Raw genomic sequence first — 26,732 nt, forward strand, 5'->3', positions numbered from 1 at the left:
CCGCTCGCGTCGCGGCGGACACGAACCAGGGCTTGCGGTCACGATACGGTAACGGACGTGCGTCGCCCCGGCAACTTCGGACGGTGCGCGTACGCTCCGCGGCTTCTTACCGATCGGTAATAAGAGTCGTGGCCCCGGAGGGGTTTAGTGTCCGACCCGTGAACTCGACCATCCCACCCGTGCGTCGACTGTCCGTGGTCGCCGCCCTCGTCGCCCTCCTCGCGCTCGTGCTGGGCCCGACCGCGCAGGCGCAGCCCGCGCCGCCGAGTCCCGTCGAGGGCCGCACGTTCACGATCGCCACCGACGTCACGTTCGCGCCGTTCGAGTTCCAGAACGCCGACGGGCAGTTCGTCGGTATCGACATGGACCTCATCCGGGCGATCGCCGAGGATCAGGGGTTCTCCGTCGACATCCGGCCGCTCGGCTTCGACGCGGCGCTCCAGGCCGTCCAGGCCGGCCAGGCCGACGGCGTGATCGCCGGCATGACCATCACCCCGGCTCGTGAAGCGGTGTTCGACTTCTCCGAGCCGTACTTCGAGTCGGGCGTTCAGATGGCCGTCCTCGAGAACTCGTCGATCACGTCGTACGAGGACCTCGCCGGCCAGCAGGTGGCGGTCAAGAACGGCACCGAGGGCGCGGACTTCGCCGAGTCGATCAAGGACCGGTACGGGTTCACGACGCGCTACTTCGCCGACTCGGCGAGCATGTACGACGAGGTGCGGACCGGGAACTCCGTCGCCGTCTTCGACGACTACCCGGTGCTGCAGTACGGCATCACGCAGGGCAACGGACTGAAGACGGTCACCGAGAAGGAATCGCCCAGCAATTACGGATTCGCCGTCAACAAGGGCGCGAACGCCGATCTGCTCGCGGCGTTCGACACCGGTCTGGCCAATCTGCGCTCGTCCGGTCAGTACGACGAGATCCTGAACACCTACATCGGCGCGGGCGCCGAGGAGACCGACAACTCCATTCCGGGGCTGATCAAGACCGAGTACAAGGAGCTGCTGAAGGGTCTGTGGCTCACCGTGGTCCTCACGGTGATCTCCATCGTCATCGCCCTGATCCTCGGTGCGATCTTCGGCCTCTTCCGCGTCAGCACCAAGGCCTGGCTGCGGGCGATCGGGGCGACCTACGTTGCGATCTTCCGCGGGACCCCGCTGCTGGTCCAGGCGTTCTTCATCTACTTCGGCATCCCGGCCGCGCTCGGGTTCACGATGACGGCCTTCACCGCGGGCATCATCACGCTCTCGCTCAACGCCGGTGCGTACATGGCCGAGATCGTGCGCGGCGGCATCCTGTCGGTGGACAAGGGCCAGATGGAGGCCTCGCGCAGCCTCGGCATCTCCTACCTGACGTCGATGCGCAAGGTGGTCATGCCGCAAGCCATCCGCACCATGATCCCGTCGTACATCAACCAGTTCGTCATCACACTCAAGGACACCTCGATCCTGTCCGTGATCGGCCTGGCCGAGCTCACGCAGTCCGGGCGCATCATCATCGCCCGCAACTTCCAGTCCTTCAACATGTGGCTGATCATCGCCGTCATGTACTTCGTCATCATCATGGCGCTGACGATGCTGTCGAACCGTCTCGAGAAGAGGATCAACAAGTGACCAGCACGGAGAAGTCGGACGCGGGACAGTCGGCCGCCGAGGTCAAGATCCGCGCGACCGGCCTGAAGAAGGCGTTCGGCGACCTCGAGGTGCTCAAGGGCCTCGACGTCGACATCCACTCCGGCGAGGTGGTGTGCGTGATCGGGCCGTCGGGCTCGGGCAAGAGCACGTTCCTGCGCTGCCTGAACAAGCTCGAGGACATCACCGGTGGCACCGTGGTGGTCGACGGATTCGATCTGACGAACCCGAAGGTCGACCTGGACGAGGTGCGTCAGCACATCGGGATGGTGTTCCAGCACTTCAACCTGTTCCCGCACATGTCGGTGATCGAGAACGTCATGCTCGCGCCCGTCGAGACCAAGCGGGCCGACAAGAAGTCGGCGCGGGAGAACGCCCTGCGGCTGCTCGACCAGGTCGGTCTGGCCGAGAAGGAGAACGCCAAGCCGGCCCAGTTGTCGGGTGGGCAGAAGCAGCGCGTCGCGATCGCCCGCGCGCTGGCGATGAATCCCGACATCATGCTGTTCGACGAGGCCACCTCCGCCCTGGACCCCGAGATGGTCGGAGAGGTGTTGCAGGTGCTGCGCGATCTCGCGAAGGGCGGCATGACCATGGTGGTCGTGACGCACGAGATGGGTTTCGCCCGGGAGGTCTCGGACCGTGTGATCTTCATGGCCGACGGGTACATCGTCGAGGAGGGCACGCCGGAGCAACTGTTCGGTGACCCGCAGAACGACCGCACCAGGGACTTCCTGAACAAGGTTCTCTGACGACAACCACGGTGCCGCCGGGCCGATCCCGTCCGGCGGACACCACGAAAGGCGCGCCATGACCGACGAGCAGGAACTCATGCAGAAGATCGTCGCGACGATCGACGCCCGGCTGGGACAGGAGACGTCTGGCCTGCAGAACGAGGTCCCGCCCGGTGCCAGCGCGCAGTCCGACGACGAGGACGGTGAGCGCGGCCCCCTCGGCCGCGACTACCACCTGGCGGGCAAGTACGCCCAGGCTCTCGCGATCGGTGAGGCGCAGGTGATCGACCGGGCCGAGTTCGACCGCCTGGTCGAGACCTATGGCGAGGACGCGAAGTAGGTCGCTCGTGGCCCGATCGTGACCTTCGGGTTGCTAACGATCGGCACGTGACCGGCGACACATCGGTCATGACCATCACCACCGGTGCCGTTCGAGTCGTCGTGCTCGCGGCCTGCGCGGCCGTCGCCGCGGCCTGCGGCGGCCAGACGGGCGGAACCGCCCTACCGGCCCCGGCCGACCCGACGACGTCCGTCGCTGCGGCCCCCTCGTCGACTCCCGCCGCCGCGCCGTCGGCGTCGGACGTCCCCACGCCGGGGCCCACGTTCACCGAGACCGTCACCGTTCCCGCCCCGGCTCCCGCCGGTCCCGTGCCGTGCGTGGACCCGTCGTCGTCGAACGTCCGGGCCGCGGTGGCCGACCTCGGAACCGATTCGCAGGGCGGGCGTTTCGTAATCGACGATCACACGACGGGCATCAGCTCCGACGGGTGCCCGTCACTGGAATGGGCGCGCGCCACGGGCACCGGCATCCAGAACGGCACCGTGCAGTCCCACGTCCTGTTCTTCACGAACACCGGGTCCTACCTGGGTACGGCCACGTCGGATGCGTACAGCTACACCTCGGTGGTCGGGGCCTCCGACGACACGGTCACCGTGCGGTACCGGTGGCTCTCCCCCGACGACGCCAACTGCTGCCCGTCCAACGAGTCGTACGTGACGTTCAGCCTGGTCGGCGGAAACACCATCGTGCCCGACGGGCAGTTCCCGCCGCGGCCGTGACCGGCCGGCCCTGCGCGGCGCGTCAGAGCCGCAGGTAGATCTCCTCGTTGACCCGCTCGGCGATGCCCTGCAGGCGGCTGCGTCGGTGGGCGCCGGCGATCGCGTCGTCGAGGGCGGCGAGCACGGACGGGTCGTCCCCTTGCTCCCGGAGCCGATCGCGGATCCACTCCACGCGATCCGTGTGCTCGGGGGCGAGGGGCATGGCGCGGATGGTCTCCGGGGACACGTCGGGTGAGAGGGCCGCGCTCGATCCGCCCGCCACCCGGATGCACAGAGCCGTGCTGACGCACTTGAAACAGCGCTCGCAGTTGTAGGTCTCGGCCTGCTCCTGATAGCAGACGCGCAGGAACCGCATCGCCGGCGCCCAGTCCGCGATCTCGGCGATCTTGGTGGGCCGCCATGCATCGTCGTCGTCGTGCACGATGCGCACACGCGACGACGACCACAGCGGATCGACGTACGGGTGCGATCCGTGGCGGCTCGTTATCGGCGGGCTGCTGGGCACGATCACCGCCGACAGGGTCGGGGCGAGGCACAGCGCGACATGGGCCAGAGCCGGACCGAAGTACAGCCGGGGCCACGGCACGCGCAGGGGATCGCTGACCCGTCGCACCGTCGTCCGGACGACGATCAGCTCCTTGCCCAGCTCCGTCGCGGCTGCTCGGGCCCGCTCGGTGGCCAGTGCCGCCGCCGACCCGTCGTGCTCGTCGAGGTCCATGCCCAGCACGAAGATCAGGTGGGTGATCTCGTCCCGGTGCTTGCGCACGGCGTGGAAGGAGTCGACGCCGAGGCTGAAGAAGCAGCCGACGCCGCGCCCGTCGCGGGGGACGCGGACGATGTCGTTCCCGGCGAGGCCCGCCTCCATCGGCACGGCGTCCACCTCCGGGAACCAGGACGCGAACATCGCACCCGCCGCGGCGGCGCCCGCGCGCTGCTCGCGGTCGACGTGCCCGGTCACGCCCGTTCCCGCCCGCAGCTCGAGGGAATCCGCCACCCGCATCGCGAGGGCGTAGGTAGCGGGAACCCAGGGCGCGACCCCGGTGTCGATGGGCACCGAGGCCGAGGTCTCCGCGGTGAAGTGGCCGCGTCCGGTGTCCAGACGCACCGCGGTGCCGTGGGCATCGCGCTGCTCGACCGTGGCGATCATCGGTCGGCGCGGGCGGCGAAGGGGAATCACGAGCTGTGTTGTATCACAACGGCAGGGTGGGCCGGACGGCGAAACCGACCGGTCAGGTCAGCCGGTACACCCGCTCCGCCGTGGCCGTCGCGGACGCCGCCGCGGCCTCCGGATCCCGCCCGGTGATCCCCGCGAAGGCACGGGCCGTGTAGGGCAGACAGTAGGGCTCGTTCGGCGCCCCGCGGAACGGGTGCGGAGTGAGGAACGGTGCGTCGGTCTCGAAGAGGAACTGCCCGTCGGGAACCAGCTGCGCGGCTTCGCGCAACTCGTGCGCGTTGCGAAAGCTGACGGTGCCGGAGAAGCTCAGAACGTATCCGGCCTCGACGCAGGCCTCGGCCATCTCCGGACCGGAACTGAAGCAGTGGAAGATCACCGTGTCCGGGGCGCCCTCGTCCAGCAGCACCGCCAACAGGTCGTGATCGGCCTCGCGGTTGTGGATCATCAACGGCTTGTGCAGTCGCTTCGCGAGGTCGATGTGCCACCGGAAGCCGTCGACCTGCTCCTCGACGGTCGCGCAGCCGTCGAGCTTGCCCGGCCAGTAGTAGTCCAGTCCGGTCTCCCCCACCGCGACCACGCGACGATCCCGGGCGAGCGACTCGATCTCCGCCTTCACCTCGTCGGTGAGGACGTTCGCGCGTGTGGGATGGATGGCGACGGCGGCCCACACCCGTGTATCCCAGTGCGCCGCCTCGACCGCGAAGCGTGCGGCGTCGAGATCGTCCGCCACCGTGACCACGCGCGAGACCCCGACCGCCTCGGCGCGGTCGAGAGCCGCGGCCACACCGGCCGCGTCCGTCGCACCACAGGCGTCGAGGTGGGTGTGCGCGTCCACGAGCGGGACCAGCGGGGCAGGGGCATCCGGGGCGGGACGGTCTTTCGGCACGAAAGATAGAGTATGCGCACCATGACTGCTACTTCCGATGCTCCGGTGAACGCCGCCGGCCGCCCGCCGTTCTACATCACCACCGCGATCGCGTACCCGAACGGCACCCCGCACATCGGGCACGCCTACGAGTACATCGCGACCGACGTGCTGGCGCGGTTCAAGCGTCTCGACGGCTACGACGTCCGGTTCCTCACCGGCACCGACGAGCACGGGCTGAAGATGGCGCAGACCGCGGCGAAGGAGGGTCTGAGCACGGCGGATCTCGCGCGACGCAATTCGGACGCCTTCCAGGCCATGCAGGAATCGCTGGGCATCACGTTCGACCGCTTCATCCGCACCACCGACGCGGACCACCTCGAGGCGAGTCGCACTCTGTGGCAACGCATGGCCGACCGGGGAGACATCTACCTCGACACCTACAGCGGGTGGTACTCCGTGCGGGACGAGGCCTACTACGCGGAGAGCGAGACCACGCGGCTGGACGACGGGTCGCGCATCGCGACCGAGACCGGAACGCCGGTGGAGTGGACCGAGGAGTCGACGTACTTCTTCCGACTCTCGGCGTACCAGGACAAGCTGCTCGCGCTGTACGAGGAGCGTCCCGACTTCGTGCTCCCCGCCACCCGGCGCAACGAGGTGGCGAGCTTCGTCGCGAGCGGACTGAAGGATCTGTCGATCTCCCGGTCGACGTTCGACTGGGGTGTTCCGGTGCCGGGCGACGAGGCACACGTGATGTACGTGTGGGTCGACGCCCTCACGAATTACCTGACGGGCGTGGGCTATCCGGACGTCGAGGGCGACGCGTTCCGCACCTACTGGCCCGCGGACGTGCACATGATCGGCAAGGACATCGTGCGTTTCCACGCCGTGTTCTGGCCCGCCTTCCTCATGTCCGCGGGTATCGAACTGCCGAAACGGGTGTTCGTGCACGGCTTTTTGACCAACAAGGGCGAGAAGATGTCCAAGTCGGTCGGCAACGTGGTCGATCCCGCGGCGCTGATCGCCGACTACGGCCTGGACGCCGTACGGTTCTTCCTGCTGCGCGAGGTCTCGTTCGGCCAGGACGGCAGCTACAGCCACGAGGCCATCGTCACGCGCATCAACGCCGACCTGGCCAACGAGTTGGGCAATCTCGCGCAGCGATCCTTGTCGATGGTGGCGAAGAACTGCGACGCACGCGTACCGACGCCGGGGGACTTCACCGACGCCGACGAGGCCATGTTCGCGCACGTCGCCGGTCTCGCGGATACCGTTCGGGCACACATGGATCGGCAGGAACTGCACCTCGCGCTGGAGGCGATCTGGTCCGTTCTGGGCGAGACCAACCGCTACTTCTCCGCGCAGGAGCCGTGGGTGCTGCGCAAGACCGACCCCGAGCGCATGGCCACGGTCCTCTACGTGACGCTCGAGGTCCTGCGCGTCGCGGTGATCCTCACTCAGCCGTTCATGCCCGATTCCTGCGCGCGCCTGCTCGACCTGCTGGGGGTGTCCGATCGCGACTTCGCTTCTCTCCCCACCCGTCTCACCGCGGGTGTCGAGTTGCCGAAACCGACGGGCGTCTTCCCGCGCTACGTCGAGCCCGACGTGGACTAGACCCGTGTAAATCCGTCAGGCGAGCTTCTCGAGCTCCTCGAGGGCCGTGTCGAGGTGAGTCAGCATGCGCTGCAACGACGGAACGCTCCGGCGGTCTCCCACCAGCCCGAAGTTGACGTTGTCGGCGTTGGTGGCCAGCGTGATGTTGAGCGCCTGCCCGTCGAGCACGATCGACGCCGGGTAGACGCCGTCGAGACGCGCGCCGTTCCAGTACATCTCGGTCTTCGGCCCGGGAACGTTGGAGATGATGACGTTGAAGGGCGGCGGGGTGTTGCGCACGAAGCCCGGCACCGGCGTGAGCAGAAGCGGAGCCATCACCGCGGCACCGTATCCCAGCGCCTGCAGGGGGCTGAGGTTCCGCATCATCGCCTTGGAGTCGTTCATCGACCGTACGACGGCCGCGAGCCTGCGCTCGGGATCGGGCTGATCGGTCCCGAGATTGCAGAGCACGGTGGTCACCGCGTTGCCGCCGGAGGCGTCCGCGCCGGCCTCGCGCATCGACACGGGCACCATGGCCACGAGGGGCTGGTCCGGTAGTGCGTTGCGGTCGATGAGGTAGGACCGGAGCGCGCCCGCGCACATGGTGAGCACGACGTCGTTCAGCGTGACGCCCAGTGCCGAGGCGACGTCCGTCATGCGCGTCTTCGACCACTGCTGCGACGCGAAGCGCCGCGCACCGCCGATGGGAACGTTGAGCATGGTGTGCGGCGCGGTCAGCGGCAACACCATGTCGTTGCCGCGCAACTTGTTCCACCCGATGCGGGCCGCCGCCGGCCCCATCCCCGCGAGCTCACCGGCCGCTTTGACACCGGTCGAGACCGCCGCGAGGGCGCCGCCGCCCGTCGTCGCGACCGCCGAGCTCTTCTTCTTCCTGAACAGGGCGGGATCCCAGATGGGACCGCAGTCCCGACGGTCCGGATCCGGCGTCAGGGTCTTCTCGAACAGCTTCAGGGCCGACACCCCGTCGACGAGGGAGTGGTGGATCTTGCTGTAGAGCGCCAGGCGACCGTCCGCCAACCCCTCGATGATGTGCAGCTCCCACATGGGGCGGTGCCGATCGAGGGGCGCGCCGTGTTCGGCGGAGACGTAGCGCAGCAGCTCGCGCACACGCCCGGGTCGGGGCAGCATGATGCGGCGAACGTGATGTTCGAAGTCGAGATCGTCGTCGAAGATCCACCGCAGGGTGCCCATGACATTGACCGGCGGGGCCGGACGTTTGCGGAACAACTCGTAGACATCGGTGGCCGCTTCGAAGGTCTCGTAGACCTTCTGCCCGAACGTCTCCTCCTCGCCGTCCGGCGGCACGAAGAGTTGGAGCCCGCCCACGTGCATGGGGTGCTCTCGCGTCTCCGCCACCAGGAACATGGATTCGGTGACCGGCATGAACGGCATCGACGCACCCTCTCTCGGCCCGGCGGCACGGCGCGATCGCCCCGCTCACCTGCCCCTTCACCATGCTCTCCGCAGATAACGAACGCGCAACGGAACGGTCGACGCACGGTCACGGTGTGACCCCGATTACAACGGATGTCTCGAAACGTGTTTCATGGTGGCGTGCCGGTGCGATCCCCTCTGCAGAGAAGGACCAGAAGGATTCGACGGAGCACCCGGACGAGCACGCACCGGATGAGCAGACAACGGAGGGCCGCCAGATGAGCATCGCCTCGGCCGAGATGACCACGTCCCTGCGACGGAACGCCGGACGCGCGGCGTCGCACGGCTACGGGGTCACACCCGTCGACCGGCAGGACTTCGTCGGCACCAGCGTGCAGGGCAGGGCCCTGGCCACGTATCTGCGCACCACCGTCCGTCCGTTCCTGGGCCTCTGGGCCCACACCCACTCGCTTCCCTGGCCCACCGGGCTCGTCGATCAGGCCGGGCGCCTGCTCCCGCCGGTGGGAACCACCCGCTGCACCCCGGTGAAGCTCGACAACTGCCGCGCCGAATGGGTTCACAGCGACCGTCCTCGCCGCCTCGGTCCCACCGGTCGGTCCGAGACTCCCCGTCGCCGCGCCGATCGGGACCGCGTGATCCTCTACCTCCACGGCGGTGCGTTCGTCGTGTGCGGACTCAACAGCCATCGACGCCTGACGTCGCGCATCGCCCACACCACGGGCGCCGACGTCCTGTCGATCGACTACCGCATGATGCCGCGCAACCCCATCTCGCACGCCGTCGAGGACGGCGTCGACGGCTATCGCTACCTGCTCGACTCGGGGTACCTGCCGGAACAGATCTTCATCGCGGGCGACTCCGCCGGTGGCTACCTGTCCTTCATGGTCTCGCTCGCGCTCACCTCGCTGGGGCTGCCCCAGGCCGGCGGCATCATCGCCCTCTCCCCCCTGACGGACCTCGATCCGAGCCGGAAGATGGCCCACCCCAACGCCGCCCGCTGCCCGGTGTTCCCGGCCGGTGCGGTCCCCGCGCTGACCGCGCTGGCGGACAGCGTGGAGGCGCGCATCGTCGTCGAAGGAAAGCGCGGACCGCGTGTCTGTCCGGTGAACGCCGATCTGAGCGACATGCCGCCGGTGCTGTTGCAGGTCGGGTCGAACGAGATGGTCTACGCGGACTCCGAACTCATGGCGGATCGCCTGGCCGAGGCCGGTGTCGACTGTCGACTTCAGGTGTGGGAGAACCAGGTTCACGTCTTCCAGGCCGCCGATTTCGTCCCCGAGAGCGGACGGGCCATTCGTGAGATCGCCGCGTTCGTCGACGAGCGTGTCGCCTCGCGGGGACGGACGTCCGCCATCCGGCCGGGCGCATAAGCGCCCCGGTACGGGTCACCGTCGGTTACATTCACGCGCATGGCAGTCAGTGGCAGCAGAGAAGTCGACATCGAGGCTCCCCCGGCGGACGTGCTCGCCGTGATCGCCGATCTGGAGGGCCTCCCCGCCTGGTCCTCCATCCACAAGAAGGTCTCGGTCCGAGAGCGTGACGACGCCGGACGCCCGCTCGTCGCGGAAATGACAGTGGCCGTCATGGGCATCACGGACGAGCAGGTGCTGGAGTTCGCCTGGACCGACACGTCCGTGTCGTGGAAGGTCGTGGAGTCGACCCAGCAGAAATCCCAGACCGCACGCTACGACCTCACCGAGACCGACCGCGGCACCCACCTGACCTTCGAGATCACGCTCGACCCGAAGATCCCGGTCCCCGGTTTCATCGTCAAGCGTGGCACCAAGACGGTACTCGAAACCGCGACCGACGGGTTGCGCCAGCAGGTCGTCGGCTGAGCGGCACCGACTACCGAGACCGGGCGGCCAGAACCGCTTCGTAGAGAGCGCGTTTCGACACCGTGCCCGTTCCCTCGGCCTGCTCCTCGGCCGCCACGCGTGCGCAGGCGTCTTTCAAACCCACCCCCTGGCTCACCCACTTCTCCACCGCGTCGACCAGGTCCTCCGGATCGGCCGCGGTGGGCGTCGCTCCGGCAAGCACCACGGTGATCTCGCCCCGCACCCCCTCCGCGGCCCACTCGGCCAGGTCTGCGAGGGTGCCGCGCCGGACCTCCTCGTAGGTCTTGGTCAGTTCGCGGCAGACGGCGGCGAGGCGCTGGGGACCGAGAACCTCCACGGCGTCCGCCAGGGTGTCGGCCAGGCGGTGCGGCGCCTCGAAGAACGCCACCGCACGCTGTTCGGCGACCAGCGTGCGCAGCCACGCCTGACGCGGACCCCGCTTGCGCGGAGGAAACCCGTCGAAGCAGAACCGCTCGACGGGCAGACCCGAGAGCGCCAACGCCGTCGTCACCGCCGACGGTCCGGGCAGGCACGTCACCGGCAGATTCGCCTGCGCGCAGGCCGCCACCAGGCGGTACCCGGGATCGCTGACGGACGGCATCCCGGCGTCCGTCACCAGCAGCACCCGCTGCCCGGCCCTGATCTCCTCCAGCAGGCCCGGGATCCGATCGGTCTCGACCTGGTCGTAGAAGCTGACGACCCTCCCGGCGATCTGCACGCCGAGGGCCGATGCCAACGCCTTGGTGCGGCGGGTGTCCTCGGCCGCGACGACGTCCGCGGTGGCGAGCGCCTCCCGCAGCCGCGGCGACGCGTCGTTCGGATCGCCCATGGGGGTGGCACCGAGGATCAGCACGGCCGTCCTCTCTCGTCGTCCGGTCGACCGGTCGGGCCCGGCGACACTCGTCCTCCCTAGCCTACGATCGAACGGTGACCCTGCTGACCGCGCGCACCGATCCTGCGCCACGGTCGACCCCGGCGGCCGTCGCCCCCGGCCCCCTGACGCCCGTCGAGACGTTCGGTCCCACCGATCGTCTGCGCGGCTGGGTGGTGACCGTCGTCGTCACGGCGATCGCGGCGGTCACACGCCTGGTGATGCTGGGCTACCCCACCGACGCCGGCACCCCCGTCTTCGACGAGAAGCACTACGCACCGCAGGGGTACCAGGTGCTCACCGGAGGCGGGATCGAGGACAACCCCGGCTACGGGCTGGTGGTGCACCCGCCCGTCGGCAAGCAGTTGATCGCCGTCGGCGAGGCCGTCTTCGGCTACACCGGGTGGGGCTGGCGTCTGTCGTCGGCCGTCTTCGGCATTCTTCTCGTCCTGATGGTGGTCCGCATCGTGCGACGGATGACGCGCTCGACCCTCCTGGGCGCGATCGCCGGCCTCCTGCTGATCGTCGACGGCGTCGCCTTCGTCTCGTCCCGCGTGGGGATGCTCGACATCTTCATGACCCTGTTCGTCGTGGGTGCGTTCGGGGCGCTCGTCCGCGACCGTGACGACGTGCGCGAGCGACTGGCTCGCGTCGCCGCGCAGGGCCGCATCGAGATGTCCACGCTCGGGCCCCGCCTCGGCGTGCGCTGGTGGCGTTTCGGCGCGGGCGTCCTGCTCGGCCTCGCCTGCGGCACGAAGTGGTCCGGGCTGTACTTCGTCGCCTTCTTCGGCCTGCTGAGCGTGGCGTTCGACCTCGCGGCCCGGCGGCGGTACGGAGTGGTCCGGCCGTGGCGCGGCACGGCCGTCCGCGACGTCGGCCCGGCCCTGTACGCGCTGGTGGCCGTTCCCGTCGTCGTCTACCTCGCCACCTACACCGGGTGGTTCGCCAGCGAGACGGGCGTCGATCGTCACGCCGTGGGCACCGACGTCGGTGCGGGAGGGCCGTTCTCGTTCGTTCCCGACGCCCTGCGCTCGCTGTGGTACTACAGCGGCAACGTCCTCGAATTCCATGCGGGCCTGACCAATTCGGCCGGCAACCGCCATCCGTGGGAGTCCAAGCCGTGGACGTGGCCGATGGGGCTGCGGCCGATGCTGTACTACTACGCCGACGGTGACACCGTCGCCGGCTGCAGTACGCCGGGCAGCTGCGTCAAAGCGGTGATGCTGATCGGGACACCGGCCCTGTGGTGGCTCGCGCTACCGATGCTGGCGTGGGCGCTGTGGTGCACGGTCGCGCGACGGGACTGGCGCTACGCCGCCGTGCTGGTCGGCTACGGCGCCGGCATCCTGCCCTGGTTCCTCTCGCTGGACCGGCAGATGTACTTCTTCTACGCGACCGCGCTCTCGCCGTTCCTCGTCATGGGCCTGACGTTGGTGATCGGGGAGGTGATCGGCCGCGCCCGAACGGGACGGCGACGTACCCTCGGCCTCGCCCTGGCCTCGGGGTACGTCGCCGTCGCGATCGCGAACTTCGTGTGGTTGTGGCCCGTTCTCACCGGCCTGCCGATCACCGAGACGCTGTGGCAGCAGCAGTTGTGGCTGCCCAGCTGGCGGTGAGAGCGGCCGTCAGAGCTCGAGAACGCCGTCTTTCTCCCGGCGTCGGCGCCGTCGCACGTGGGTGAGCACGGCGGGATCGTGGGAGAGGTCGCGATAGAGCGAGACCGACAGGCCGATCATGACCACCACGAACGGGGCGGCCGCGATGATGGTCATGGTCTGCAGACCGTTCAGCGCGTCCGACCCGCCCGTCCACAGGATGATCGCGGCGGTGGCGCCGGTAATGGCACCCCAGAAGACGACGACCCAACGGCTCGGTTCGAGGGTGCCGCGCTGGCTCAGCGTGCCCATCACCATCGACGCGGCGTCGGCTCCGGAGACGAAGAAGATGGCGACGAGCACCATCACGACCACCGCGGACAGCCCGAAGAGCGGCAGGTGCTCGAGCATGCCGAACAGCTGCGACTCGCTCGAGCCACGGGCTGCGAGGTCGATGCCGTCGCGTTGCTCGGAGATCCCGGCGCCGCCGAACACCGAGAACCACAGCAGGCTGACGACGCTCGGCACCAGGATGACGCCCACGATGAACTGGCGCACGGTGCGGCCGCGGCTGATGCGGGCGAGGAACATGCCGACGAAGGGGGTCCAGGACACCCACCAGGCCCAGTAGAAGATGGTCCACGACGACAGCCACGACGCGGTTTCGGGGTTGCTCGACGCCGCGGTGCGCGCCGACATGTGGAAGAGCTGGCTGACGTAGTCGCCGATCGTCGTCGGGATCAGGTTCAGGATCAGCACGGTGGGCCCGAGCACGAACACGAAGATCGCGAGCACGAGCGCGAGCACCATGTTGATGTTGGACAGCCACTGGATGCCCTTGGCGACGCCGGACACCGCGGAGGCGACGAAGGCCAGCGTGAGCAGCGCGATGACGGCGACCAGCAGCAGGGTGCCGGGCTCACCGAGCCAGCCGAGCACCTCGACGCCCGAGCCGATCTGCAGGGCACCGAGGCCGAGCGACGCGGCGGTGCCGAAGAGCGTCGCGAAGATCGCGAGGATGTCGATGACCTTGCCGATCGGGCCCTCGGATCGACGGCCCAGCAGCGGGAAGAACGCCGACGAGATCAACTGCCGACGGCCGCGGCGGTAGGTGCTGTACGCCACCGCGAGACCCATCACCGCGTAGATGGACCACGGATGCAGACTCCAGTGGAACATGGTGGTGGCCATGGCGTTTCCGACGCCACCGTCCGTTCCCGGCGGCGGGGTGACGAAGTGTTCGAGCGGCTCGGCGACACCGTAGAACATCAGGCCGATGCCCATGCCGGCGCTGAACATCATCGCGATCCAGCTAACGGTGCGAAATTCCGGCTTCTCGCCGTCCTTGCCCAGCGGGATCCGTCCGTACTTGGACACGGCCAGGTAGAGACAGAAGAGCACGAATCCGGTGGCGGCGATGATGAACAGCCAGCCGAGGTTCGTGACCAACCAGTCGAGGACGGATCCGGTCACGCTCTCGAGGTTCGCGGGTCCTGCGAGACCCCACACGATGATCGCGGCGACGACGGCGGCCGTCACGCCGAACACCGTCCGGTCCAGACGTGGAGCGGTCGCCGCGGGTGGGTCGACCGGTGGCGAGTCGGTGGGCCCGAACGACGCCGACGGCACCGACGGGGCAGTCGGCGCGGGAGCGTTACCGGACGGATCGGTCTCCTTGGACATGGTCATGACATGTCACGGTGCTCGCTCCCGCGGCGGTAATCAAGTCACCGTGCGGCGCGGGACCGGGACCGCCCGCGCCCGAACACTCCGTCGAGGCTGAAGGACCCGGCGCCGACGACGGCCAGCAGGAGCGCGCCCGCACCCAGTCCGACCACCAGTTCCCAGCCGCCGTCGGTGACGAAGACGCCCTTGTCGAGGTGAACGAACACCAGTGCGCCGATCATGTCGATCAGGAGGAGCAGTCCGACCACCGGAGTGAGCAGACCCACGATCAGCAGTCCGCCGCCGACGAGCTCGACGAAGGTGGCGAAGTACGCGGAGAACGTCGGGAACGGGATGCCCATGCCCTCGAACCCGGCGGTCGTGGCGTCCAGTCCGTTGGTGTTCAGCTTCTGCCAGCCGTGGGCCACGAAGATGACACCGAGGGCGACACGGGCGACCAGGGCGGCGAGGTCTCTGACGACAGGACTGTTCACGGGAGTTCCTTCGGGATCGGGGATGCGAGCGGGTACACCGTGGCACAGCTGAGTTGAAGCGTCAACTTCGACCGAACATCGCGTCGCCGGGGACTACTGCGCCGCGTCGAACGCCGTCCGCACCCACCGCACGGCCTCGTCGTCCTCCACCCCGGCTCGACGCGCAGCTCGCGCGTACTCCGTCGCCGCGGTCTGCACCGCGGCGACCGCGGGGTCGTCCCCTGCGGCCACGAACGTGCCCGACCGGCCCCGCGTGACGACGACGCCGTCCTGCTCCAGCTCGCGGTACGCCTTCGCGACGGTGTTGGGGGCCAACCCCAGATCGGCCGCGAGGGCCCGCACCGTGGGGAGCCGGGAACCGGAGATGAGTACGCCGGAGCGCACACCCCGGACGATGCCCGAGCGCACCTGCTCGAAGGGAGCCTCGTCCGTCGACAGGTCGATCGGCAGACTCGCCCCGTGCGGGGCCTCACGCTGGGTCACGACTCCTCCTGCTGCATCATCCCGGTCCGGCGTCCCGGCCCGGCGTCATACTGGTGCGGTGACCGTCACCGTCTACCACAATCCCCGCTGCTCCACCTCGCGCACGGTCCTCGCCACGGTGCGCGAGTCCGGCGTCGAGCCCACCGTCGTGAAGTATCTCGAGACGCCGCCGGACGAGGCCACCCTCCGGCGCCTGATCGACGATGCCGGGCTCACGCCGCGCACCGCTGTCCGCACGCGCGAGAAGCTCTACGCCGAGCTCGGTCTGGCCGACGCGGACGACGAGACCGTGCTGCGTGCGATGCTCGAGCACCCGATCCTCATCGAGCGCCCCTTCGTCGTCTCGGACACCGGAACCGTCCTGGCCCGGCCGGCCGCCACGGTGTCGACCGTGCTCTGAGTAGTTCTCTCTCCGGCGCCGTCAGCTCCGCAGGCTGTCCCTCGACACCGGGCACGACATGCAGCGCGGTCCACCGCGGCCGGAGCCCAGCTCCGATCCCGCGATGCGCAACACCTCGATGCCCGACGCCTCGAGGCGGGCATTGGTCTCGACGTTGCGCTCGTAGGCGACGACCACCCCGGGCGCGAGGGCAAGAGTGTTGTTGCCGTCGTCCCATTGCTCGCGCTCGGCGGTGACGCTGTCGAGCCCGGTGTCGATGACGCGGAGTTTCCCGATGCCCATGGCGTCGGCAGCCGCGCCGAGGAACGGGTCGGCACCGGTGATGCTGACGCCGTCGTCCTCGCGGCGAATGGTGAAGGCCGACAGGGAGTCTCGGATCGCGGGGTACATCACGACGGCGTCGGTGTCGACCATGGTGCACACCGTGTCCAGATGCATCGACGCGCGCTCCTGGGCGATGGGCACCACCAACACGGTGTGCGCGAGGTCGTCGTCGAAGAGGCTGCGCGCCAACGCTTCCGCGCCGGCGGGGGTGGTCCGCTCCCCCACCCCGACGGCCACCACTCCGGGCGCGAGCAGCAGGATGTCGCCGCCCTCGACGGGTGCGGTGTGGGACTCGTAGGCGCGGCGGACGCCGAGGAAACGCGGGTGGAACGCGTAGACGATGTCGGTCAGCGACGTCTCCCGTGACCGCGCCCGCAGCGCGAGCGACGTGATGGCCACCCGCGAGCCGATCCAGAAGGACGAGTCGCGAGTGAAGAGCAGATTGGGCAGCGGCTCGATGACGAAGTCGGCGCCGTGGTGCATCCGCCGCACCAGCGAGATGCCGGCGCCGTCCCCGACCGGCAACTCGTCGAAGGTCATGCCCGCCATGAGGACCGTCGCCAACTCCGCCGCCGGAAGTCCCCGCAGGTAGGTGGTGAGATCGCGGGCGAGCACGTGGCCGAGCCGTCGGGGATCGACCGCCGCCGCCACGCCCTGCACTCGGGCCGCGCCGCTGTGGTCGAGCGTCTCGGTGAGCAGGTCGCCGAGCAGCAGCACCTCCACGCCGCGCGAGGCGAGCAGTTCGGCGAAGGCGTCGTGCTCGTCGCGGGCGCGGTCCACCCACGGCAGCCCGTCGAAGAGCAGCTGATCGTTGTTCCGTGGGGTCAGGCGACGCAGCTCGTCGCCGGGTCGATGCAGCAGCACCGTCCGCAGCGTGCCCACCTCGGAATCCGCCCCCAGCGGGGCGCCCGGCCTGTCGGGTGCGGTCATGCACCGACGGTAGTCCGTCGGTGCCGCCCTCACACGGCGGACGTCACTTCAACAGGCGGGTGAAGTAGTCGTTCGCCGCCTGCATCGCGATCTCGTACGGCAGGGCGAACTTGCGCTGCACCCAGAACGCGAAGCGAATGTCGTTGCCGGAGTAGACCAGGAAGTGCCCCCGCTCCATGCCGCGGAGGATGGCCAGGGCCACGTCCTGCGGTTCGGCGGCCCGGTCGTGGAAGTGGTCCTCGAGTCGGCGCACCTTCGGATCGGCGCGATCGACACCGGCGATGCGCACGGTCTCGACCAGTGGAGTACGGACCGCGCCGGGGACCACCAGCGAGACCCCGATGCCGTGCCGAGCGAGATCGAAGCGGAGCACCTCGGAGACGCCGCGCAGCCCGAACTTGCTGGCGCTGTAGGCCGCGTGCCATGGGAACGCCAGCAGGCCGGCCGACGAGGAGACGTTGACCAGGTACCCGCCGCGCCCGGCCGCGATCATCGCAGGGACGAAGGTCTGGATGACGTGGATCGGGCCCATGAGGTTGACCTCGACCAGCTGGCGCCACTGCTCGTGCGGCATGGTCTCCACGGTCCCCCACGCCGAGATCCCCGCGACGTTCATCACGACGTCGACGGCACCGTGCGCCGCGTGGACGTCCCCAGCGAAGGCGGCGACGTCGTCGTACTGCGAGATGTCCAGCGCGCGAGAGAAGTCGACGACGCCACCACTCGCCTCGACGTCGCGCACCGTGGCGGCCAGGCCGGCCTCGTCGATGTCGGTGAGGATCAGGCGACCGCCGCGCTGCGCCACCGCCTGCGCGGTGGCCCGCCCGATTCCGCTGGCGGCACCGGTGACGAGCACGCGGCGGCCGTTCACCGTGCGCCGCTTCCGCGTCGCGCCGCGACCTCGCAGCCTGCCCAGGACCACCACCGGTTCACCCCTCCTCGTCCACCGCCGCGCGTGCCGGCGGCCGCGTCGACCCTACCGAGCCGACGCGTCCCGGCGGGCCGACTTGTCAGACGCACCAAAGGGGGCGAAACTCGGACGCACCATGGCACTCGTCTCGAAAGGCTTCGTCGGGCGTCGACGCGACGACGACGGCCGTACCCCACCGGGTCAGTATCTGACCAAGGATTTCCCCGTGCTCGCGATCGGGCCGTCACCGTCCGTCGCGACCGACACGTGGACGTTCCAGATCACCACCGAACGCGGCGAGAGCCGCACGTGGACGTGGGACGAGATGGCCGCGTTGCCGCACGAGCGGCCCACCGTCGACATCCACTGCGTGACCAAGTGGTCCAAGCTCGACACCACGTGGACCGGCGTCTCCCTCGACGTGCTCCTCGGCGGGCTCGAGACCGACGCACAGTACGTCGTCGTGCACGGGTTCGACGGGTACACCACCAACCTCCCCCTCGAGGACCTCCTGGGCGGAAAGGCATGGCTGGTCACGGAATTCGACGGCGCGCCCCTCGCCCGCGAGCACGGTGGCCCCGCGCGTCTGCTGGTGCCGCACCTCTATTTCTGGAAGTCCGCCAAGTGGGTCTCGCGCATCGAACTCACCGAGCAGAACGAGCAGGGATTCTGGGAACGCGGCGGCTACCACGACTACGGCGACCCCTGGCGCGAGCAGCGCTACCAGGGCGACTGATCGCCCCATGGCCACTGCCCTCTCCGGCGCCAAGCCCTGGCTGGTCGCCACCGTGGTCGAACGGCGTGCGGAAACGCCCACCGCCGCCACCCTCGTCCTCGACGTCGACGGGTGGACCGGTCATCACGCCGGACAGCACCTCGACGTCAAACTCACCGCCGAGGACGGATACAGCGCGCAACGCAGCTACTCGATCGCCTCGGCGCCCGACGGCACGCCGCGCATCGAACTCACGGTACAGACCGTCGGCGACGGCGAGGTCTCGCCCTATCTCACGTCGGCGCTCGAACCGGGCGACCGAGTCGAGGTCCGCGGGCCCATCGGGCGCTGGTTCGTGTGGCGTCCTGCGGCGCCCACCGGCCCACCGTCCCCGCCGGTGCTGCTGGTGGGCGGCGGATCGGGCATCGTCCCGCTGCGCGCGATGGTCCGAGCCCGCACGGCGGCGGTGCCGTTCCGGGTGCTCTACTCGGTCCGCGAACCGGCCGAGGTGTACTACGCCGACGAGTGGGCGCACCCGCGCCCTGGTGTGGACGTCACGCTGATCCACACCCGGCGCGCTCCGGTCGCGTCACGCCGACCCGTCGGCCGGATCCAACCGGCGGACCTCGACGCCCACGGGTGGCCGGCCGAGTTCGAGCCCGACTGCTACGTCTGCGGACCGACGAGCTTCGTCGATGCCGTCGCGGACATGCTCGTCGACCGCGGGCACGCCCCCGGCCGGATTCGCACGGAACGCTTCGGACCGAGCTGACGGCTCACGTCCGGGCTCAGAGCCGGGTGGCCATCTCCTCACGGAACTCGTTCACCGTGGCCTCCATGCGGTCGGCGTCCTCGGTCTCGCCGCGACGTCGTGCGTCGTCGGCGCGGGACTGCATGACGGCGATGGCCTTGCGCAACTCCGCATCCGACATCCGGTGCGTGCTGTTCGTGGTGGCGGTGGGGTTCACGACGACCTCCTGACGGCTGATCTGCGACCTGCCGTCCAGTGTCCTCCGTCACAGCGCACCGCGCCAGAGGTCGCGCCGGGTCAGCTGTGCGCGTCGGCCTCCGCGCGCGCGTCCTCCTGGCGACGGACGAAGCTCGACAGGCTGCGCGAGGCGAACTCGCGGAAGTACGGCAGCTTCGCCGGCGGCACCAACGACGGCAGGATGGTGTGCCAGACCTGCTCCATACGGACGGCGGCGCCGTCCAGACGAGCCGTGCCCTCGGCGACCATGAGAACGCCGCTGAGCATCTCGGACACGAGGCACGACGCCGTCTCCGCGTCCAGCGAGTCGATGACGTCGCCGTGCTCGATGGCCCGCTCGAAGAGGTGGGAGAAGATGTTCTGCCACGTGGCGAAGACGCTGCCGCGGCTGGGATCCGGCGCGTCCACCTCGAGCTGCAGGCGGTACATGATGCGGACCAGGTTGTCCGTGTTGGCCAGATCGAGCACCGAGTACGTGATGCCGATGACGGATTCGAGTGCGGGCGAACGGCTGTCGACCATGCCGGAGCACGCGGCGGTCACTCGCTCACGGCCCTCGTCCACCAGTGCACGCGCCAGTTCCTCCTTGGAGGCGAAGTGGAAGTACAGCGCGCCCTTGGTCACTCCCGATTCGGCCGAGACCTGGCTGAGCGTCGCGGTCGCGTGACCGACACGGAGGAAGAGATCGGCTGCCGCTCGCAGCGCTGCCGACCGTGTCGCCTCTGCCCGAAGTTGCCTGACCATCTTCCGTCTCCCCACTCTGCTCGCGTCCGCGATCGCGTCCATCACCGGAGCGATGCTCGCGTCGATCCCGGAGCGAACGTTCTGCTCGCGGCCCGACGCCGCGTTCGCATAGTTTAGGCACAACAGTCCGAGAATCACGGATCGTGAATGGAAGACTGGATGGCGTCACAACAGCTACCGCGTGAAAACAATCGTCGATACCGATTCGCGGCGAGATACCGGTCACGGCGTCGGAAATCGACTCTCGATTTGAATTCGATGAGGTTTCGAGCGGGACAGCGACGGCTACCGTAACAGTACGGACACGAAGATCTCCACGTTGCCGTCCGCCGCCAGACACTCGAATTCCGGCCCGCCGGCGCGCGTCACCCCACCGTCCGCGACGGCCTCCTCGACCTGCGACCACGCGTCCTCCGTGCGGTCGGGCAGGGTCATCGAGGCCTCGAAGACCGCGAACGCACCGGCGGGGACGGTGACGAACACGTCGCCCACCGGCACGTCCTGCACCTCGGCCCGCGGGACACCGACCACCACGTTCGAGACGCCGCGCTGGTCCGGCAGGTACACCGTCCAGATGTCGGTGCCCGCGGGCTCGCGCTCACGGATGCGCTCACGGAGGAACGTCACCAGATCGCTCGCGCTGCTCTCCGGTCCGGGCTCGACACCCGGCGCGACCAAGCCCGCGACGATCGTGGTCGGCCGAGCCACCAGACGGAATGCCATCACCGACTCCCGGAGGTGTCGACGGGGACGAACATCTCGATCTTGTACGCGTGCGGATACACCTCGAATTCACCGGTGTACGCGCGTCGGAAAGAACGGTTTTCCTCCGCGTGGGAAATGTCCTTCCAAATGGTTGTCAGGACCCGCGGAAAATTGCCCACGGCCGAGAACTTGGCATAGGTTCCGGCGGGAATTCGGGCCACCACGTGTCCGTCGCGTACGTTCCCGGCCGCGGTGCGATACCCGACGATCTGAGTGCTGTAGGAACCGATCGCCGGGACGTAGTCCGTATAGATCGATCCGAGCGGTTCACCGATGTCCTGGTTGAGAATTCCCGACCAGGCACGTTCGAGATTCGTGTCGTAGAGCGACCCCAGGGCGCGTTTCGGGCTCCGGACGGGGAGTCCCGCGACCCACGTCTCCTCCAGATCCACGAATTCGACTGACATGACGTACTCCCGGGGACGAGGTGGCAACGCGCGACGTGATCACCCGCTCCGAACGCTCGGTTCGCCCTTCGGCCCCGCGCGACGGGACGAACCGAGACCGTGGAATCACGACGCGCCCACACCATACCGCGCAGAGTCCCGAGAGAAGGGACCGCCCGTTACGAATCAGGCCATTCTCGATGCCACCGGAACCAACTCCGGCGCCGGCGGCACCGAACGGCGCGACTGCACCACCGCGGCGCCCGCGAGAATGGCTGCGCCGCCTGCGATCTGGGTGAGCGAGACCGTCTGTCCGAGCAGCCACCACGCCGAGAGGACAGCGCAGACCACCTCGAGCAGAGCCACCACCGACGCCGTCGACGCACCGAGGCGACGCGTTCCCATGATGCCGAAGACGTAGGCGAGCACACCGCTCACGGCGGCCAGGATCGCGGCCGCCACCCACCAGGGAGCGACGTGGCCGCCGAGGGCGACGTCCGACGTCGACGCGCGAAGAGGGACCAGACCGACCACCCCGGCCACGGCCACGAACACCGAGCCGACGACGAGGCCGCCCGCCGAGAGCACCAACGGGTCGACGGCGTCGTCCTGGCGCGCGGAGATCACGAAGTAGAAGGCCAGGCACACGGCGGCGCCGAGGCCCCACGCCACGCCGATCGGGTCGAGCACGGCGCCCTCGAACACATCGAGCACCACCAGGGCGCCGCCGAACGCCAGGGCGACCCCGACCAGCGTCGTCGGATGCGGCCGTCGACGCGTCGTGGCCCACAGCCAGCCGATCACGAGCACCGGGCCCAGGTACTCGAGCATGAGCGCGACCCCCACCGAAAGATGCTGGATCGCGTTGAAGTAGCAGACCTGGGCGCCGGCCACGGCGATGACGCCGTAGGTGACGACGACGGCCGGGGCACGTCGGATCGCCGCCAGGGCGCGGCGGCGAACCAGCAGGACGATCGGGACCAGGAGGAGCGCACCGCCCACGATGCGGGCGAGGACGGCGGACTCGGGCGACCAGCCGGCGTCGGTCAGACCCTTGGCGATCGGCCCCGACATCCCGAACGAGACGGCGGAGATCAGCGCGAAGGCGAGGCCCGAGCGAGAGGAGAGCATGCGACGACCTTTCGAGCCCGCAGGGCATGTCATGACCGAACCGGTAGATTGGTCATGACAGTACGGTCGACCCGAGTCAGGAGTCAAATGCTTTTTGCTCATGACACCCGTGCGGCGCTGGTCTGGGCCGCCGCGCTGGTCAACACGGCCGCGAACGGCGAGGAGGGCCTCCCGGACGTTGCGGCCCTCACGGCCGTGCTCGACGAACACGAGTGGACCGGTCGACGGGACGGCACCGACGCCGAACTCGTCGCCGTGCGCTCGGTTCGGCCCGCTTGGCGGGAGCTGTGGGCGGAAACCGACGCGGACACCTTGGCGCCGCGGGTGAACGACCTGCTCGAGAGCTCGCGGGCACGACCCCGCCTCACCCGCCACGGAGACTGGGGCTGGCACCTGCACGTCAGCGACGACGACGCCCCACTGTCGGACCGCATGAACGCCGAACTGGCCGTCGCGCTCGCCGACCTCATTCGTGCCGACGAACTGGGCCGGCTCCGCTTCTGCGAGTCGCCGGACTGCGACGCGGTGTTCGTCGACCTCTCACGCAATCGCTCGAAGCGGTACTGCGACACGGGAAATTGCGGCAACCGCGCGAACGTCGCGGCGTACCGGGCGCGGAAGCGGGGCTGAGTCTGTCGGTGGGGTCTGCTTCCCTGTCGGCCATGGTCACTCGGGGTGGGGAGCCGGCGCTGCCGGAGGCATGTGTCAGGTGGTGCGGGTCGCGGTCCTACGAGGTCGACGTGCTCGACGACATGGCGCACGTCGAACTCGAATGGTGGAACCGCCACCTGCGGCAGCACCGCATTCCGGTGCACCTTCCCGGCCGCACCGCGGACGGCGCCTGGACGAGCGAGGGCGACGCCCATCTCCCCCGACGCGACCTCCGCGCGTCGGCGTCGACGTTGCGTCGGTACGGCGATCCGGAGTTGGTGCGCCTCTACCTCTGCCTCGCGTGGTTGGCCGGAACGCGCGAAGTCCGCCGCGTCCGGCGTTTCGCCGACGTCCGCGCGCTCGGCGTGCCGTCGCCGCTCGCGCCGATTCGCGACGGGCTGGCCATGTTCCGGCGAGAACCGGCACTGGTGGACGTCGGCCCGCACCGCACCTGGTCGGGGTGGCCGCAGACCCCGGGCGTGGGACCGGTGCCCATGTCGCTCTACGCCTGGGCCGTCTGCGACGACGGCACCGCCGGCTGCCCGCAGGTGGTCGCACAGGACGGACTCTCCGCGCTGGTCCGACACGGATGGTCGGAGAAACCCTCCATCGAGGGACTCACCCTGACGCGCTACCACCGCTACTGCAGCGTGCTCGAGCGTTGGGCTCGACAGGCGGCAGTCCGGCCCGAGCTGGTCGAGATGTGGTTGGTGCGGTCGTGGCAGGACAGGGCGCCGACCCTCCACGACTCGGTGCCGCGGTTGATGTTCTGAGAATGGGGCCGGGTCGGCGCCGTTCACTCGACACGTCGTCGACGCAGTCGAGCGTTCATGCACAACAACAAGGGGGGAATACCGTGAATGCCCAAGCCTGGGTGACGCTGGTTGTCGGGGTTCTTGCCGTCGTCGGGGTTGCTATGACGGTCCGACAGCGCACCGTTGCCGACAGGCGCGCGCAAGCGTGGCAACGGATTGCCTGGTGCCTTGATCACACTGTGGGGGACAAACCGGTCGAGGTCGAGCTGGGTTGGGACATCTACGGCACAGTTACCGAATCCCCGCTCGTCACGAACACGGAGAAGGGGCTGTTGAAAGTCATTGCGGAGCGCGCCGCTCTTGCGCTGGCGGACGGCGTCGAAACCGAGGACACTCGGATTGAGAACGACCGAGAGGGGAGCCTCGATGACAACAGCTGAAAGTCGCCGCAGTTGGACACCCGAGGAGCGTCGCCGCGTTGCTGCTGCCGCTGCACGCGCCTCGATCACCATGCGTGAGCGCGATGGGGACGTTGTTCCTCAGTGGCTCCGCGACGTCGTGGACGGGAAGCCCATCTCCAAGACTGATGTCCCACGCTGAACCGCCCCTCACTGGTTCCCTCGAATATTGGCCGACTGCTCAGAGCCGGTCCAAAGGTGGCGCCCATGAGCTTCTCCGAACGGTGGCGGGCCTCGGATGAATCGCAGAAGGTCACTTGTTTCCACCAAGGTATTCGAGCGAACCCAAGTCCCGCGAGTCACACTCCTCTGCCCAGCCCGGGAAGCCCACCGCCTAATGCTCTGATGCTGACCGATTTCAGCTCGCCGACAGGTGCCGTCGTCTTGGCCCGACCGTTTTCGTCCAACTTGCCGCCGGGGTCGCGGCGTTCGTATCGCAATCCACCAGGGCCCGGTGAACGGAGTGACTCGAGCGCCCGCCGACGGGCGGCCACCAGTTGCTGTTCCCGCGCCTGTTCCCGACGTGCTCGCGCGTCCGGTCGGCCGTCGAGCGCTGCCAACAGGCCCCTGATCTCGGACAACATCCTGCGACGGTGAACTTTGCCCACGTTCTTGGCTCGGGCCACGTCTCCACGGAGCAGCAGCAGGTCTCGACGCATCGTGTTGATGTGACCCCGCCGCTTGTCGTGCGAATCAGGCGGCTGCTTCAGATCCCGCACACGTCGCCGAGCATCGCCGATGGCAGTGCTCAACGTTTCCGCTTCCGTACTGGCCTGACGCATGAGCTGGACCATAGGCGAGATCGCTGCCGCAACCGTACGAAACGGTCAACCGGCCTGGTACTTTTTCGTACGAATGTCGGGGGACCGCCGCGCGCGTCACCGATCCCCGAGCCTGCTGGCAAGCCGCGGAGCCGCCGCACAGAAAAACCGCTGCCCGACTCGCGGACAGCGGTTTTGATCTGGTGGAGCTGAGGGGAATCGAACCCCTGACCTTCTCGATGCGAACGAGACGCGCTACCAACTGCGCCACAGCCCCTGGTACTTCTGCCCGGCGGACCGGACGAGAAGAACTGTAGCAGCCCGTCCGGGCCGCTTGTGAACGCGTCCCTACTCTCCGGCCGCCCGACGCATCCGGACGTCGAGGTGCTCGTCGCCCACCGCGTCGTCGTAGTGGTCCAGGTGGTCGAAGGCCGGGTCCTCGTCGTCGACCTCGAGCACCACGGCGCCGGGGCGACGCAGACGCTCGGGGGTGAGGCGCAGCTCCGGATCGGTGGCCGACTCGACGCCGAGGCGGGAGCGCTGCAGGCGCTGCATCCGTCGTCGACGAATGTCTTCCTCGATGCGCACCTGACGGCGGAGGTAGAACAGGTACGCCCCCAGCCCGACGACGGTGACGCCGAAGACCCACCAGAACAGCGGCGCCGCAAGGAAACCCAGCGCCGCGGACATCACGATGACGAACACCGAACCGAGAACAGCCCGCTGACGGAACGAGTAGCGAGCAGCGCGGGCGATGGCGTCGGCCTCGGGGTCGAAGCCGCCGCGACCGCGACGCCGGGGCACGAAGTCGTCGGCGAAGTACTCGTCGTCGTGCTCGGCCTCGTGCTCGTCGGTCTGCATGGCTTCCTCCGGATCGGGCGAGTCGGTGGGGTCGTCCGAGATGCGGACATCGCTGGAGTGCGTGTCGGTGGGTTCCCAGTCCGGGTCACTGCGATGACCGGCGGCGGGTCCGCGCTCCCCACGCAGAACCGCCCCACCCCGGTGAAGGACGCGGGTGGCGAGCGCGACATCGGTGGTGCGGCGAATCCGAGGCCGCGACTTCACCAGCATGGGCACCAGCACGAACAGCCAGATGGCGACGAGGCCGATCCAGATCACCGAATTGGGCACGTACACCACCTCCTGCCGCCGAATGACACTCGTGTGAGATTCGCTCGTCAGCGTAGTGGGGGCGCCGCGACACGCCACGCCGACGCGCCGGGTCCGAGTGCACTCATGTCACATCAGTCACAGGGAGGACAGATCCGCATATTCCCGCGCTGCCACCTCGCTCCGGCGCTGCACGTTTCCAGCGCGCGAGCACAACCGCAGCGCGGGAACCTCTGGGGGGCCGCTGGAACCGTCAGGGGGAACGCGAGGGGGGAGAACGACC

30 protein-coding genes and 1 tRNA gene are annotated in these 26,732 nt (G+C 68.8%); 14 read left to right on the forward strand and 17 right to left on the reverse strand.

Features of this window, described 5'->3' with window-relative positions; genetic code table 11:
- Positions 1-158: 158 nt before the first annotated feature.
- The 4 genes from A3Q40_RS12555 (at position 159) to A3Q40_RS12570 (ending at position 3,424) form a co-directional block, all read left to right on the forward strand.
- Positions 159-1,616 carry an amino acid ABC transporter substrate-binding protein/permease gene (locus tag A3Q40_RS12555; RefSeq protein WP_068102637.1) on the forward strand — a complete coding sequence of 486 codons (1,458 nt, stop codon included), beginning with the start codon at positions 159-161 and terminating at the stop codon, positions 1,614-1,616.
- The gene (locus tag A3Q40_RS12560) at positions 1,613-2,383 is read left to right on the forward strand and encodes an amino acid ABC transporter ATP-binding protein (RefSeq protein ID WP_082833901.1); all 771 of its coding nucleotides are present in this window, start codon (positions 1,613-1,615) and stop codon (positions 2,381-2,383) included. The genes A3Q40_RS12555 and A3Q40_RS12560 overlap by 4 nt, the downstream gene beginning before the upstream one ends.
- Before the next feature lie 58 nt (positions 2,384-2,441).
- A complete protein-coding gene (locus tag A3Q40_RS12565; protein ID WP_068102639.1) occupies positions 2,442-2,705 on the forward strand; it encodes a modification methylase HgiDII in 264 nt (87 codons plus the stop codon).
- Between the two features lie 68 nt (positions 2,706-2,773).
- Positions 2,774-3,424 carry an LppP/LprE family lipoprotein gene (locus A3Q40_RS12570; protein ID WP_157889572.1) on the forward strand — a complete coding sequence of 217 codons (651 nt, stop codon included), beginning with the start codon at positions 2,774-2,776 and terminating at the stop codon, positions 3,422-3,424.
- A gap of 22 nt (positions 3,425-3,446) precedes the next feature.
- Here the strand turns inward: A3Q40_RS12570 and A3Q40_RS12575 are convergent, their stop codons facing one another.
- Positions 3,447-4,601, reverse strand: coding sequence for a hypothetical protein (locus A3Q40_RS12575; protein WP_157889573.1), 1,155 nt, complete (start codon positions 4,599-4,601; stop codon positions 3,447-3,449).
- Positions 4,602-4,653: 52 nt separating this feature from the next.
- Positions 4,654-5,484, reverse strand: a complete 831-nt coding sequence (locus tag A3Q40_RS12580) for a TatD family hydrolase (protein ID WP_068102645.1) — start codon at positions 5,482-5,484, stop codon at positions 4,654-4,656.
- Between the two features lie 21 nt (positions 5,485-5,505).
- Between A3Q40_RS12580 and metG the strand changes: the two genes are divergently transcribed.
- On the forward strand, positions 5,506-7,080 hold the full coding sequence (gene metG, locus A3Q40_RS12585) for a methionine--tRNA ligase (RefSeq protein WP_068106129.1): 1,575 nt from the start codon (positions 5,506-5,508) through the stop codon (positions 7,078-7,080).
- A gap of 15 nt (positions 7,081-7,095) precedes the next feature.
- On the opposite strand, the gene A3Q40_RS12590 is transcribed toward metG, so the two are convergent.
- Complete coding sequence (locus A3Q40_RS12590) at positions 7,096-8,472, reverse strand: WS/DGAT/MGAT family O-acyltransferase (protein ID WP_068102647.1); 1,377 nt, start codon at positions 8,470-8,472, stop codon at positions 7,096-7,098.
- Between the two features lie 281 nt (positions 8,473-8,753).
- Between A3Q40_RS12590 and A3Q40_RS12595 the strand changes: the two genes are divergently transcribed.
- Entirely contained in the window at positions 8,754-9,845 is a 1,092-nt protein-coding gene (locus A3Q40_RS12595) for an alpha/beta hydrolase (protein WP_068106132.1), read from the forward strand.
- Between the two features lie 39 nt (positions 9,846-9,884).
- Positions 9,885-10,313 carry an SRPBCC family protein gene (locus A3Q40_RS12600; RefSeq protein WP_068102648.1) on the forward strand — a complete coding sequence of 143 codons (429 nt, stop codon included), beginning with the start codon at positions 9,885-9,887 and terminating at the stop codon, positions 10,311-10,313.
- A gap of 10 nt (positions 10,314-10,323) precedes the next feature.
- Here A3Q40_RS12600 and rsmI read toward each other — a convergent pair whose 3' ends face one another.
- Complete coding sequence (rsmI, locus tag A3Q40_RS12605) at positions 10,324-11,142, reverse strand: 16S rRNA (cytidine(1402)-2'-O)-methyltransferase (protein WP_068106135.1); 819 nt, start codon at positions 11,140-11,142, stop codon at positions 10,324-10,326.
- 98 nt (positions 11,143-11,240) lie between these two features.
- Here rsmI and A3Q40_RS12610 point away from each other — a divergent pair, with 98 nt between their 5' ends.
- Complete coding sequence (locus tag A3Q40_RS12610; RefSeq protein ID WP_068102650.1) at positions 11,241-12,800, forward strand: dolichyl-phosphate-mannose--protein mannosyltransferase; 1,560 nt, start codon at positions 11,241-11,243, stop codon at positions 12,798-12,800.
- A gap of 9 nt (positions 12,801-12,809) precedes the next feature.
- On the opposite strand, the gene A3Q40_RS12615 is transcribed toward A3Q40_RS12610, so the two are convergent.
- The 3 genes from A3Q40_RS12615 to A3Q40_RS12625 all read right to left on the reverse strand — a co-directional run bounded on the left by A3Q40_RS12615 (position 12,810) and on the right by A3Q40_RS12625 (position 15,421).
- On the reverse strand, positions 12,810-14,468 hold the full coding sequence (locus A3Q40_RS12615) for a BCCT family transporter (protein WP_082833902.1): 1,659 nt from the start codon (positions 14,466-14,468) through the stop codon (positions 12,810-12,812).
- A 38-nt stretch (positions 14,469-14,506) separates the two neighbouring features.
- Complete coding sequence (locus tag A3Q40_RS12620; protein WP_068102652.1) at positions 14,507-14,938, reverse strand: DoxX family protein; 432 nt, start codon at positions 14,936-14,938, stop codon at positions 14,507-14,509.
- A gap of 93 nt (positions 14,939-15,031) precedes the next feature.
- Positions 15,032-15,421, reverse strand: a complete 390-nt coding sequence (locus A3Q40_RS12625) for a GntR family transcriptional regulator (protein WP_235606294.1) — start codon at positions 15,419-15,421, stop codon at positions 15,032-15,034.
- A gap of 58 nt (positions 15,422-15,479) precedes the next feature.
- On the opposite strand from A3Q40_RS12625, the gene arsC reads away from it, so the two are divergent.
- Complete coding sequence (arsC, locus tag A3Q40_RS12630) at positions 15,480-15,821, forward strand: arsenate reductase (glutaredoxin) (protein ID WP_068102654.1); 342 nt, start codon at positions 15,480-15,482, stop codon at positions 15,819-15,821.
- A 21-nt stretch (positions 15,822-15,842) separates the two neighbouring features.
- On the opposite strand, the gene arcA is transcribed toward arsC, so the two are convergent.
- Together arcA and A3Q40_RS12640 are read right to left on the reverse strand one after the other, a co-directional pair.
- Positions 15,843-17,075 carry an arginine deiminase gene (gene arcA / locus A3Q40_RS12635; RefSeq protein WP_068102656.1) on the reverse strand — a complete coding sequence of 411 codons (1,233 nt, stop codon included), beginning with the start codon at positions 17,073-17,075 and terminating at the stop codon, positions 15,843-15,845.
- A 43-nt stretch (positions 17,076-17,118) separates the two neighbouring features.
- Entirely contained in the window at positions 17,119-17,991 is an 873-nt protein-coding gene (locus tag A3Q40_RS12640) for an SDR family oxidoreductase (protein ID WP_235606596.1), read from the reverse strand.
- 130 nt (positions 17,992-18,121) lie between these two features.
- Here A3Q40_RS12640 and A3Q40_RS12645 point away from each other — a divergent pair, with 130 nt between their 5' ends.
- Together A3Q40_RS12645 and A3Q40_RS12650 are read left to right on the forward strand one after the other, a co-directional pair.
- Complete coding sequence (locus A3Q40_RS12645; protein WP_068102658.1) at positions 18,122-18,721, forward strand: sulfite oxidase-like oxidoreductase; 600 nt, start codon at positions 18,122-18,124, stop codon at positions 18,719-18,721.
- 7 nt (positions 18,722-18,728) lie between these two features.
- Entirely contained in the window at positions 18,729-19,472 is a 744-nt protein-coding gene (locus A3Q40_RS12650; RefSeq protein ID WP_068102660.1) for a ferredoxin reductase, read from the forward strand.
- A gap of 16 nt (positions 19,473-19,488) precedes the next feature.
- On the opposite strand, the gene A3Q40_RS12655 is transcribed toward A3Q40_RS12650, so the two are convergent.
- The 5 genes from A3Q40_RS12655 to A3Q40_RS12675 all read right to left on the reverse strand — a co-directional run bounded on the left by A3Q40_RS12655 (position 19,489) and on the right by A3Q40_RS12675 (position 22,714).
- A complete protein-coding gene (locus A3Q40_RS12655) occupies positions 19,489-19,668 on the reverse strand; it encodes a hypothetical protein (RefSeq protein ID WP_068102662.1) in 180 nt (59 codons plus the stop codon).
- A gap of 80 nt (positions 19,669-19,748) precedes the next feature.
- Complete coding sequence (locus tag A3Q40_RS12660) at positions 19,749-20,432, reverse strand: TetR/AcrR family transcriptional regulator (protein WP_068106148.1); 684 nt, start codon at positions 20,430-20,432, stop codon at positions 19,749-19,751.
- A 285-nt stretch (positions 20,433-20,717) separates the two neighbouring features.
- Complete coding sequence (locus tag A3Q40_RS12665) at positions 20,718-21,155, reverse strand: GyrI-like domain-containing protein (RefSeq protein ID WP_068102664.1); 438 nt, start codon at positions 21,153-21,155, stop codon at positions 20,718-20,720.
- The gene (locus tag A3Q40_RS12670; protein ID WP_068102665.1) at positions 21,155-21,604 is read right to left on the reverse strand and encodes an effector binding domain-containing protein; all 450 of its coding nucleotides are present in this window, start codon (positions 21,602-21,604) and stop codon (positions 21,155-21,157) included. The genes A3Q40_RS12665 and A3Q40_RS12670 overlap by 1 nt, the downstream gene beginning before the upstream one ends.
- A gap of 165 nt (positions 21,605-21,769) precedes the next feature.
- A complete protein-coding gene (locus A3Q40_RS12675) occupies positions 21,770-22,714 on the reverse strand; it encodes an EamA family transporter (protein WP_068102667.1) in 945 nt (314 codons plus the stop codon).
- A gap of 87 nt (positions 22,715-22,801) precedes the next feature.
- Between A3Q40_RS12675 and A3Q40_RS12680 the strand changes: the two genes are divergently transcribed.
- The 3 genes from A3Q40_RS12680 (at position 22,802) to A3Q40_RS12690 (ending at position 24,560) form a co-directional block, all read left to right on the forward strand.
- Positions 22,802-23,344, forward strand: a complete 543-nt coding sequence (locus A3Q40_RS12680; RefSeq protein ID WP_068102669.1) for a CGNR zinc finger domain-containing protein — start codon at positions 22,802-22,804, stop codon at positions 23,342-23,344.
- A 32-nt stretch (positions 23,345-23,376) separates the two neighbouring features.
- Positions 23,377-24,138 (forward strand): 8-oxoguanine DNA glycosylase OGG fold protein, encoded by a 762-nt coding sequence (locus tag A3Q40_RS12685; protein WP_069972950.1) that lies wholly within the window; start codon positions 23,377-23,379, stop codon positions 24,136-24,138.
- Between the two features lie 101 nt (positions 24,139-24,239).
- Positions 24,240-24,560, forward strand: coding sequence for a hypothetical protein (locus A3Q40_RS12690; RefSeq protein ID WP_235606295.1), 321 nt, complete (start codon positions 24,240-24,242; stop codon positions 24,558-24,560).
- A gap of 317 nt (positions 24,561-24,877) precedes the next feature.
- Here A3Q40_RS12690 and A3Q40_RS20255 read toward each other — a convergent pair whose 3' ends face one another.
- The 3 genes from A3Q40_RS20255 to sepX all read right to left on the reverse strand — a co-directional run bounded on the left by A3Q40_RS20255 (position 24,878) and on the right by sepX (position 26,470).
- A complete protein-coding gene (locus A3Q40_RS20255) occupies positions 24,878-25,360 on the reverse strand; it encodes a hypothetical protein (protein ID WP_157889575.1) in 483 nt (160 codons plus the stop codon).
- Positions 25,361-25,540: 180 nt separating this feature from the next.
- Positions 25,541-25,616 (reverse strand) — tRNA-Ala (locus A3Q40_RS12695).
- Positions 25,617-25,687: 71 nt separating this feature from the next.
- Positions 25,688-26,470, reverse strand: coding sequence for a divisome protein SepX/GlpR (sepX, locus tag A3Q40_RS12700; RefSeq protein WP_068106151.1), 783 nt, complete (start codon positions 26,468-26,470; stop codon positions 25,688-25,690).
- Positions 26,471-26,732 lie beyond the last annotated feature (262 nt).

The organism is Rhodococcus sp. PBTS 1, assembly GCF_001620025.1.
GTDB classification, from domain to species: Bacteria; Actinomycetota; Actinomycetes; order Mycobacteriales; family Mycobacteriaceae; genus Rhodococcoides; species Rhodococcoides kroppenstedtii.